This is a genomic window from Pseudovibrio axinellae (assembly GCF_900110875.1).
Taxonomy (GTDB): Bacteria; Pseudomonadota; Alphaproteobacteria; order Rhizobiales; family Stappiaceae; genus Pseudovibrio; species Pseudovibrio axinellae.
Genome location: NZ_FOFM01000031.1, coordinates 1 through 10,125, shown reverse-complemented (window position 1 = coordinate 10,125; position 10,125 = coordinate 1). Strand labels below are relative to the sequence as shown.

The 10,125-nt window shown below is 43.7% G+C and carries 9 protein-coding genes; 8 read left to right on the top strand and 1 reads right to left on the bottom strand.

Going from position 1 to position 10,125, the window contains the following annotated elements; genetic code table 11:
* Positions 1 to 359 precede the first annotated feature (359 nt).
* Positions 360 to 875 carry a hypothetical protein gene (locus BMZ51_RS22530; RefSeq protein WP_068008029.1) on the bottom strand — a complete coding sequence of 172 codons (516 nt, stop codon included), beginning with the start codon at positions 873 to 875 and terminating at the stop codon, positions 360 to 362.
* 833 nt (positions 876 to 1,708) lie between these two features.
* On the opposite strand from BMZ51_RS22530, the gene BMZ51_RS22525 reads away from it, so the two are divergent.
* The 8 genes from BMZ51_RS22525 to BMZ51_RS22490 all read left to right on the top strand — a co-directional run bounded on the left by BMZ51_RS22525 (position 1,709) and on the right by BMZ51_RS22490 (position 10,025).
* Positions 1,709 to 2,545: an AraC family transcriptional regulator gene (locus tag BMZ51_RS22525; protein ID WP_074882358.1), complete on the top strand. Its 837-nt coding sequence runs from the start codon at positions 1,709 to 1,711 to the stop codon at positions 2,543 to 2,545.
* Positions 2,546 to 2,945: 400 nt separating this feature from the next.
* On the top strand, positions 2,946 to 3,731 hold the full coding sequence (locus BMZ51_RS22520; protein WP_068008801.1) for a glycosyltransferase family 2 protein: 786 nt from the start codon (positions 2,946 to 2,948) through the stop codon (positions 3,729 to 3,731).
* 37 nt (positions 3,732 to 3,768) lie between these two features.
* Positions 3,769 to 4,716 (top strand): glycosyltransferase family 2 protein, encoded by a 948-nt coding sequence (locus BMZ51_RS22515; protein ID WP_074882360.1) that lies wholly within the window; start codon positions 3,769 to 3,771, stop codon positions 4,714 to 4,716.
* A 93-nt stretch (positions 4,717 to 4,809) separates the two neighbouring features.
* A complete protein-coding gene (locus tag BMZ51_RS22510; RefSeq protein ID WP_068008808.1) occupies positions 4,810 to 5,766 on the top strand; it encodes a glycosyltransferase family 2 protein in 957 nt (318 codons plus the stop codon).
* Between the two features lie 307 nt (positions 5,767 to 6,073).
* Positions 6,074 to 7,264, top strand: a complete 1,191-nt coding sequence (locus tag BMZ51_RS22505; protein WP_068008811.1) for a glycosyltransferase family 4 protein — start codon at positions 6,074 to 6,076, stop codon at positions 7,262 to 7,264.
* A 309-nt stretch (positions 7,265 to 7,573) separates the two neighbouring features.
* On the top strand, positions 7,574 to 8,320 hold the full coding sequence (locus BMZ51_RS22500; protein ID WP_068008815.1) for a hypothetical protein: 747 nt from the start codon (positions 7,574 to 7,576) through the stop codon (positions 8,318 to 8,320).
* Entirely contained in the window at positions 8,299 to 9,195 is an 897-nt protein-coding gene (locus BMZ51_RS22495) for a hypothetical protein (RefSeq protein ID WP_068008818.1), read from the top strand. The genes BMZ51_RS22500 and BMZ51_RS22495 overlap by 22 nt, the downstream gene beginning before the upstream one ends.
* Positions 9,186 to 10,025: a polysaccharide pyruvyl transferase family protein gene (locus BMZ51_RS22490; protein ID WP_068008820.1), complete on the top strand. Its 840-nt coding sequence runs from the start codon at positions 9,186 to 9,188 to the stop codon at positions 10,023 to 10,025. Before BMZ51_RS22495 ends, BMZ51_RS22490 begins: the two co-directional genes overlap by 10 nt.
* The last annotated feature ends 100 nt before the right edge of the window (positions 10,026 to 10,125 follow it).

The window sequence follows — 10,125 nt, the reverse complement described above, 5'->3', positions numbered from 1 at the left end:
AGGCCAGCTTCAAAGATTTCTGGCAACCTTCTCTGGCTTACGTAATCTGTTCGTTCCACCTCGCCACCAACGTTCTGCAATCGACATTTACCTCCACCGCATCAACGCTTTCTCACAATGGAAACAGGCAGCTATGCTTCACGCTTGAAATCCGCATGGTGAAAGCTCTTGCGGCCAAATTCAGGTTAAGTTGATGGCACCGATCAAGATAGAGTCTCGCCACTAAGTCAGGGCCAGTCCAATTCATGGGTTCCAAATTGTACATTCGAATATTGGGTCCGCGCCTTATGGTGCGGACCTTTCTTATAGTGACAATCCAATTCGCGTTATGTCGCTCGATTAAGCTCAGGGATGGAACACTATTGGCCCGCACCGTCACTGACAGCGATACCATCGTTGGTGCACGGTCCATAAGAGTCGATGCTAGACGAATCCTTATATGTGGTCTTTGCTTTCAATGCCAGCAAGTCACCGCAATTGGTGCATACTATATAGTCCATGGCTCGTCTCATTGGCATAATGTATTGCGCACCGTAAGTAGATTTTTGATTTCTTAGGAACCCAGACCCATGTCTATATACGGCATTCACAATAAAGTCATATCCATTGGTTATCCGGCCACAACCACACTCTGGTCCATTCATATACGCAGCTGTAAGATCGAGATTGTACTTGTCGTTTAGCAAACGTAATTCATCTTCGGTAATATTCGATGCGTTTCTTAGGTCTTCATCCGATTCGACCGACTTGGCGACCAATTTGCAGAAGTGATTGTAGATTCCTTCGTCATCGGTGAAGTAATGAAAGCTCTTTAGATTGTGACGATTGACAAAAAGCGCCTCTAGCTCATTAATTGACGAAATGTAGTTATCCATTTTCTTCCCAATTCTCTAGGTGTTGCTCTGCAATTTGTGCAAGGTATCAATGTTTGCACACTTGCTCGCTTCAAATAGCGGTCACCGAATAAAACGACAAACGCCGTGGTTATCGTTTGGGCTTTCCAAAATGCTGTTCTGGTTGTCAGCTCCCCCTTCTTCCTGCAATGTTGTTTCGATAATCCACAAATACTGCTTGCGGAGGACAGAAACGCACTCCTCAAATAGTACCGTAACGATATCTGGAGCGTGATAGGCTACAAACTGTGATCACGTTGGCGATGCAATCTCGGCTTGTTCTTGTCGGACTACGGCACTTTGGTTCAGTCACTTGTGTTGAACCTCACACCAATGCAAGTGTGAACTCGTCGTATGGGCCACGCCCAAATACAACAGTTCCAGAGCTTAATTTCTCTCGGTTCTTGGGACTTGTGCATAGTTCATGATATTCGCTCCCTCCCTGAGAAGCAGACATCCACGGCAACACAAAAACTTGGTAGGTATGGCGTTCTGAAAAGACAGATATTTGCTTTGAGACGATGATGTGCGGTTGTCTCCCTCTGATAAATTCAAGATGAATCTCAACGGGCTTTGCCTTCAAAACCTCTGACTGTAATTTTTAAGTCCCGTCTGCCTTAACAAAGGCGATAACAAATCGGCCGCATAAGTTGTATTATCTGGAAACCTCTACGGCAATCGCAGGTGTTATTATGGTTAATCTTTCGATGATAAGTACATTTGAATAAAGAGATCAAAGGTTTTGGCGCCTGAGTACGTTTTATCGACACCTGAATGAGGCGTCTTGTAAAAAACGGCAAGCCATGAGGGGTTTTATGAATATTTATAAAAAGTACCCTACGTCACCTAAGTTATCTCGTTACATTAAGGGATACCACGTTGCAGATCAGAAAGTTAACGAACTCACTGTTCAGTCGCCTCCAACGGGTTACCCTTTACTGGGGCATATATGGAAGGGGATCGGGACAGTTGATGTGGCTGGTGAAACGATCCCTCAAATGAAACCTCCAGTTAACCATTTTAGCGGGCAGCTGTACAGAACCAATGCAAGCGTCCATTGGAAAGGACATATAGGCCATATACTCGCGGAATTCACAGCAACAGGACTTTATGAGCTGTTTGGTATCTATGGTGATACGCTCGTTAACAGAACTGCTCCGGTGAGCGAAACTGCTTCGGAGTTTGCAGCTGTACTGCAGGCAAAGCTTAACGGTGTCAAGGATACAGATGACTATCTCATTTGCTTGCAGCAAGCACTCAAATGGCAAGCAGCCAAGGCGATTTCAGCGCCAGACTTTGTCGTTAAAGCAGTTCGCCTTATTGAAGAAGCCTATGGAGATATTAAACTGAAGCACCTGATCGAAGAGCTTAATATACCTGAAAGGACGTTTAGGAGCCGGTTTAAAAAGATAGTTGGGGTATCTCCTAAGTATTTTTCTCGCATCACACAGTTCAATTATATCGTCTCAATCATACTTTCTGGTGAAGAACTGCCCCTGTCGCTTTTGGCTGCGGAGGCTGGATTTTTTGATCAGGCACATTTCACCAAAACTGTACAAGAATTTGTGCTTAGCGCTCCTTCTGGCTTCCTGGAAGGTGACGTTTCAAAAGTTTCCAATTTCATCAGGCAGATGAATAAAGTTTCCCCATGATCTGTCTGTTAGTTTTTGGGAAGCCCTAGATGAAACAGACCAACTCCAGACTGGACTGTCTCGGGAAAAATGTATCGGATATTCGCCTTGTTGCAGGGGTCGTGAATAGCTTACAGCACCCACCCGCAGCCCATAACTCAAGTTGCAGCGTAATCGGAGCGGATCCACTTATAAAATACGTTTACCTGTCCGAACAAACGAGACCACCTCTCTTTACGAAAGGCTCGTGCATTACTTTTGACAATAGGTCCTTCGAAACTTGGTTATGCAATGTGTTTTGACTGATGTGGTGTCAGGGTTATATAGATCGTATTGACTTAGCGCATTTCTAGCGCTACCCGCGAAACATAAGGTGCGAACACCCTCAAACTCACGCCAACAAAAGTCAGAGTGAATTTAATTGAGCATACAGCTACCAGTTTCCGTTTTCATCATCACGAAAGACGAACAAGACCGAATTCGACCAACTATCAATAGTGTTAAGGATTGGGTTGATGAGGTTATTGTCGTCGATTCAGGGTCCACAGATAATACGGTATCTCTGGCTGAACAGGCGGGAGCCAAAGTCTTTTTCAATGAATGGGATGGTTATGGGAAGCAAAAACGCTATGCGGAAGACCAATGCAAGAACACTTGGCTCTTGAATATAGATGCTGACGAAGAGATCACGCCAAAATTGGCAGAGGAAATAAAAAAGCTCTTTGCGCCGGTACCTTCTCAAGACATTTACAAGGTCCATATTGTTGACGTGTTCCCTCATGAGCTGACAGCGAAGAAATGGGCATACGGGTACTGGCAATATCGTCTCTATAACAAGGAAAAAGGTCGGTTTTCTACCTCAAGTGTTCATGACACTGTACGACCATATGAGGGCTCAAAAATTGCAAAATTGAGGGGAAAGGTTGACCACCGATCACAACGGTCCCTCCAGTTTTCAGTAGAGAAGTTTAATCGATACTCAGACATGCAGGTTCAAGACATGATCGATAGGGGGAGGACGATATCTTCGTTGCGGTTGTTGACCGAATTTCCGATCGCTTTCATGAAAAGCTACATATTGCGACGTGGTTTCATTTATGGGGGGTGGGGCATCGTGGATGCGTATTGCTATGCCTTTTCACGCTTTATTAGAATAGCGAAATTTTACCAGCACCAATTGATTGAAAAATCTAAGAAAGAGCGTTAGGCATTAACCGAGCTTATAACTTTTATGGATGCCGCCGTTGAAACCTTTAATCAGTTACTTACTGACAGTTTTTAACAAGGAAGTGGAACTTCCTGAAACTCTGGCATGTTTGAGAAACCAGTCTGGGTTGGAGGGAGCGCATATAGAGTTTGTGTTTGCAGATGACTGTTCTACCGATCAATCCGTCGAATACCTTAAAGCACAATCAAGATCTGACCCGCGCATCAAGATCATCACAAATCAAACCAACTGCGGCCCCTCAGTCCGAATAAATCAGGCTGCAGAGCATGCAAATGGTAGCTATTTTCTGCCTATGGATGCAGATGATTTCTTGCCATTGAATGGTACACGAATGTTACTGGATGTCTCGGGAGACAAAGGTGCCCCGGTCGTGTTTGGGGGGTCACAAAGAGGGTTCGTACCAGACGGCCAGATCGATCAGAATGTAATGGTCACTGTTTCTCATGACCCACTTGCTTACTGCGCTCGTAAGAAAATTGTTCACATGGGTTTCTTGTCAGACGCAGCGCTATGGAACAGGGTAGGTGGAGCAGATGAGCGAATATTTATTCAAGACCAATCACTAGCGCTTAGGTTAAGTGCAGAAGCTAGTCGGCTCGCTTATATACATGATACTACCTACTGGCTGCGACCAAGAGACGGTAATAACTTAAGTAATAATACAGACCAGCAGCACCATGACCGCTTTCTTTCGGCTCTATATCAACTTGAGAATACGGACATTTCATTGGAAGCAAAGCAATACCTTGTTAACCAGGTTATCTCCGCACGTTGGAAACTGGTCCGAGATCGGGGAAAATTTGGCTCGTTATTGACGGAACAATTTCTGAGTTACGTCACCAACCGCTTATTGCCCCATATGTCTATTCCCAAGAGCAAGCTTAAAAAATATGAATATCAAATGTTACACATTAAAGGTGTAAGAAGAACACCACAATCATTGCATCATGGCATGATAAATTGAAGTGCACACTAGAAAGGTTTCTGATACAAAAACCTTCAGAGAATTAGGTATTACCATACAGTTGTATGTAGGAAGTAAGCAAAGAGATTCTGCATGAATAAGCCAATAAAAATCGGAGTCATGATTTGCACCCGGAAACGACCCGAAATGTTAAAGTCATGTATACAATCGGTGCTTCCTCAAATTAACTCCTCTCAGTATCAGGATTTCGTCGTAGTTATTGAAAACGATGAACAAGACCATTGCCGAGACATCGTTTCATCTTTTCAGCGCGGGGATCGCCCGAATAATATTCACTATCTAATTGAGAGGAATTTAGGAATTCCGCTCGCGCGACAACGCGGCGTGGACTTTGCTCTAGAGCAAGGGGCAGATTGGATGGCGTTTGTCGATGATGATGAAGAGATGGCAGACGGTTGGTTAGAAGCAATGCGTGAGGCTGCGGGTGAGTTCGATTGTGCTGCAATCACGGGACCAGTGCGGTATATTTATTCTTCTACGACACCCGATTGGCTCGATTGTAGCCAGCCTAAAGAAAAGGCGAGGGGAACGCGTCTTCTTACCGCGGCAACAAATAACACTCTGTTGAATGCGACCTGGTATAAAAGGCACGATTGCAATCCTCGATTTGATCAGAATCTTCGTTTCACTGGCGGAAGTGACACCGATTTTTTCTATCGTCTAACTGATATGGGAGGCACGATTAAGTGGGTCGATGATGCTTGGGTGAATGAAACGGTGCCAGAAGAGCGACTTACGATGCCTTGGCAACTCCAACGCAGTCAGCGGACTGCAGCTAATGCTACGCAGATTGCGAAAAAAAGGAAAGGTTCTTTTTATGCGGTAAAAAGATACCTTCCTAAGAGCGTTGGAAGATTTGTGCGAGGGATATTGGGCCTTATCTTGGCGGCTTGTGTTTATCTGATATCCCCTAGGTCAGCAAAACGCATCACCTTCAAAGCGCTTAAAAATCTCTTTTCAGGCACTGGAAGTTGGAGGGGTTTCTTAGGAAAGTCACCGCAGCCGTATCTGCGAATTACCGGGAAGTAAGTAGGTGTAACCTGATGTTGGGGCGCAGCGCAAAAGGCTGTTTTGTGCGACCTTCGAAGTCGATATATGACATAAATGGCCTATCTGAGAGTTAGTCCGGTGTGCTTCATCGAAAAGTGTATTTGCAACGACCCAGCATACGTTCAAATTAATATGTCGAAACGGTTTGATCATAACAGTCCCACATCAAATTGCTGTATTGATATATTAATTCGGGCATTGGAATGATGCTGCCGCCACGACCCTGTAAGTAAACCTCTTAATACGGCCCAAAGTGCCAACGCCGTTCTGTTGCATAAGTGTTAAAATGACTAATAAATTCACGTCAAAATTCTTCCATTTATTTGGTAGTAAAGGAATAGGCAAAGAGCTTTCACCGCTCCCAAAAGTGGCGGATTTTATGCCTCAGTTTGATCCTTTACTGCAAGATAAGCCCGTAGAAATCCTCTATTGGCCTAGCTATCAGAATCCATATCAAAGACTTTTTTACGGTAGAGACGGAGAGCACTACTTAACGCGGCCAGGGTGCATTGATGAGGCACTGGAAGCAGCACAAAGCTCAAATCAGAAAGATGTTTGCTTTCACGTTCATTGGCTTAATTCCCTTTTCAAGAAGAACAAGAACTCTACAACAGCACATGACCTAGTTGAAGAGTTTTTGCAGCAATGCTTCAGCTTTAAAAGGCTTGGCGGGCTGGTAATATGGACCATTCATAATGCGGAAGAGCATGAATGCCCTGAACCCGAGCTTGAATTCCGTTTACGTAAAGAGCTGGGACAGCTAGCCGATATTGTTATAATGCACTCATGCAGAAACAATAATAAAATCATCGAAGAACTGGGAATTCAGCATGACAAGGTTTTGATAATTGAACACGGTAGTTATATCAACGTATATGAAAATGCTGTGCCACGTCATCTTGCTCGCCAAAGATTTAAGTTAAGGACTAATGTAACATCGTTCTTAAATCTAGGCTTCATGCGGCCTTATAAGGGAATAGATCAGCTTATCGGCGCTGTTAGTCAATTGAATGAAACCGGTAAGGATGCGTCGCTCACGCTTGCTGGGAGTGCCTCGAAAGAGGATAGTGATTACCTTACCATGGTGGCTAAAGAAAAGTTGTTTATTCAAGCCTATTGTGGATGGGTAAAGGATGACGATGTTCAATACTATATGAACGCTGCTGACTTCGTCGTATTGCCTTATAAGAATATCTTGACATCGGGATCTGCACTTCTTTCACTTTCTTTCGGTAAGCCAGTCATTGCCCCTAAACGCGGAGCGCTGGTTGACTTGCTTGAAGATGGCCAAACAGGTTTTCTATACAACCCTGAAGAGGAGAACGGGCTCCTAAAAGCACTCCTTCGTGGTATCGAAACACCGGTTGAAAAGCGCTTCTCAATGTCTCAAGCTGCACTGTCACAAGCAAGTAAGCTTTTGTGGTCAGATGCCCGGGCGAAGTTAATCGGAGGTATTAGGTCGATCAATGATCGATGAACTTTGCAGCTAGGTGCATCGAAAACCGAATGACCGCGTTGTTATAAGTATCGAACTAGTCGCATGGTCGTTGATAAAGCGGTTCTGTACTTACAACAACGGACAACTCAAAGTACATTTTGGCGGAATAATACTCTCTAGAAACTAGAACTAGCGACTTAACTCTACTCCAGAGTTTCTCAATTCATCGAGGGATTACCTCTTGAATGTTTTTTAATTGTTGTTAGTAGGTGGGTATAAAAGCCATACGAGACTTGAATGTTAGCACGTGCCCTTTCAAAAGGTTGAGTGAGTTTGTAGGAGCATGCAATGAACATAGCGGTTATTTCGGGTCGATTTCCAATTACAACCTTTCCATCAAATATTAATCATAAGGTTTATTGTGATAAGCATAATCTAACTTACATTCACTGTAGTTGGCCTACTAAGCAGAGAAATAAATACTATAACAAGTTGGAATATATTCTCTCATATATCGATCAGTACGATTATTTGTTCTGGATTGATGATGATGCTTTCTTTTTAGATATGGGCGTAGATATTAGAGATTACTTGCCCAAAGGCGATAGTTTTATTTCCATTTGTAAGAGTCCTGACTTCAAAAGTCTTAAAACCTATTTGAGCTCAGGAACATTCGTTCTTAAATGCTGTGAAGATGCGAAGAGCTTTCTAAATCAAGCGAGATTAGTCGATTTAAGGGAGGTCAAGCAGTGGTGGAAAGAGGAACTGGGGTTTTTCTCGAATGGGGACCAAGATGCCTTTATATACTTGGCATTAGAGGGCGGGTACGAAGATAAAATTGACCTCCACCACTATAGTGCGTTTAATAGCCGTTTTGAAAATGTTGAACGGGGAGAACGCCCGTTCATCCTACACTTTACGGGCCCTCTAGAAAGAAAACACGCCCACAACAAAGCCGCAGCAGAGATACTGGACCTGGACACCTCGATCGTGCCTGATAGTGATCTTAGACAATACACCGGAGCAAAACAGCCGAAAGTAAGCCGTAGAAAAAGGATAAGTAGACAAATAAGATGCTTAATTTCAAGAGCCTGAAAGGGCATCAATTCGGGCGATTGAAAGTCTTGCAAACGGTTTTTCCAGAGCTCTCCAACATTTTTAATCCAAGTGTTTTGCTACAAGGGGGGTGCATTTATATCGCATTTAGGGCAATGTCTGCCCAAACTTCAACGATAGATGCATTTTATACAGTACTTTGTTCGAAAACTCTAAAACCGTTGGTATCGAGAAACCTCAGCCGTTACTTTTTGGAGGCAGGGCTATCTAAAGTCGCTGACCCTAAGTTGTTCCTTTTTAATCAGCGAGTTTTTGTTACCTTTAACAGCGGTTACAGTAAAGAGAACAATTCACTATACTTAGCCGACCTCGATAGCAAAGATTTAGTCGCCAAAGAAATCATATATGATGCGCGCAATCGGGTTGAGAAAAACTGGGCATTCTTTGCTAGTCATGGAGAACTTTTTGCGCTTTATAGTATCAATCCGCTAACAGTGCTCCGCAACGTTGGGCCGGTTGATAAAAAACAGCTGGTATTTGAAAAGGTATTCGAGAAACAACATGGTGATATTCCTGACTTTTCGATTGGGACTCAACTCGTGGAGCTACGGAATGGAAGACACCTTTTCGTCGCCCATCAGAAAACACAGATAGGAAAAAAACGACTATATTGGGGAGTCCCATGCCTGTTTGAGAGAAGTGGAAGCGACTTTTCTTTGCAAAGATCCCCAGTCAAGTTGTTTCACTCGGTTAAGTCTCTAATGGGCGAGAAAACGAAACATAACAAAAACTTGCTGTCATGTACCTATTTCTCCGGCGCATCAGTGCAGGGTGACGAACTGATTCTAAGCTACGGAATTAATGACTTGGATTACGGACTAGCAAAAATAAGAATGAGCGGTTTATGGAACTGAGAACCTTTTACTGGCAAGGCCGAATAATTCCGAAGTGGAAGCACTCTCTTAAAAAGATAAGGCGGCGGAACCCTTCAGGTTTTTTCACAATCGGTAACTGTGGCGACATATTTAATCGTGAGCTAATTAAGCACCTTTACGGGAAAGATATTGCAATCAATAATCTGAACGAAGGTAAGAATCGTCTTCTTCTTGTTGGCTCCATATCTCACACTTTGCAAGATGGAGATTGGCTTTGCGGAACAGGGACAAAATTTGAAGAAGTGCCCGCGCGAAAAAATGATGTTATATTGAAAGGACTTAGAGGTCCAATATGCTATGAGATGTTTAAGAAAGCCGGATACGACCTGTCAAATCTTGAGTTCTTATATGATCCTGGGTTGCTGATCTCGGAACTTATTCCCAACGCTCTCATCACTGAAGCCAAACCATCTGGTGCGATATTCATTCCTCACTATCGAGAAAGGTTTAACTTACTGCCTTTGCCTAAGGAAATACGGTTTTGTGACATCGATTGTACTCCGCGCTCGCTTGCAGAGCAGATCTTAGGTGCTGAGTTGGTCTATGCTTCATCGCTACACGGAATTATATTTGCGCATGCACTTGGTCGCCCAGCAGTGTTTGTACAACCCCAAACAATTGAACCTGAACTGAAATTTAGGGATTATTATGCATCGGTCGGCCTGCCTTTTCAAAAGCCCATAGCCGATATTGGAGAGGCGAACCTAATAAGAGATGAAAAGGTCCCATACGACATCAACTTTAGACCTGGAGACATCAAATTTCCAAAAGTGGATGAGCTTATCAAATCGGGCGTAATTACGAAATAGAAAGGGAGAGGTGGTCCCGTTTGTTTGGACAGGTGAGCGTCTTTTATAAGTGGATCCGCTCCGATTACGCCGCAGCTTGAGTTATGGGCTGCGGGTATTT

Excerpts from the sequence above, each read along its gene's own strand:
- BMZ51_RS22530 (WP_068008029.1), bottom strand. The coding sequence starts at position 875 with ATGGATAACTACATTTCGTCAATTAATGAGCTAGAGGCGCTTTTTGTC.
- BMZ51_RS22525 (WP_074882358.1), top strand. The coding sequence starts at position 1,709 with ATGAATATTTATAAAAAGTACCCTACGTCACCTAAGTTATCTCGTTAC.
- BMZ51_RS22510 (WP_068008808.1), top strand. The coding sequence starts at position 4,810 with ATGAATAAGCCAATAAAAATCGGAGTCATGATTTGCACCCGGAAACGA.
- BMZ51_RS22505 (WP_068008811.1), top strand. The coding sequence starts at position 6,074 with ATGACTAATAAATTCACGTCAAAATTCTTCCATTTATTTGGTAGTAAA.
- BMZ51_RS22500 (WP_068008815.1), top strand. The coding sequence starts at position 7,574 with ATGAACATAGCGGTTATTTCGGGTCGATTTCCAATTACAACCTTTCCA.
- BMZ51_RS22495 (WP_068008818.1), top strand. The coding sequence starts at position 8,299 with ATGCTTAATTTCAAGAGCCTGAAAGGGCATCAATTCGGGCGATTGAAA.
- BMZ51_RS22490 (WP_068008820.1), top strand. The coding sequence starts at position 9,186 with ATGGAACTGAGAACCTTTTACTGGCAAGGCCGAATAATTCCGAAGTGG.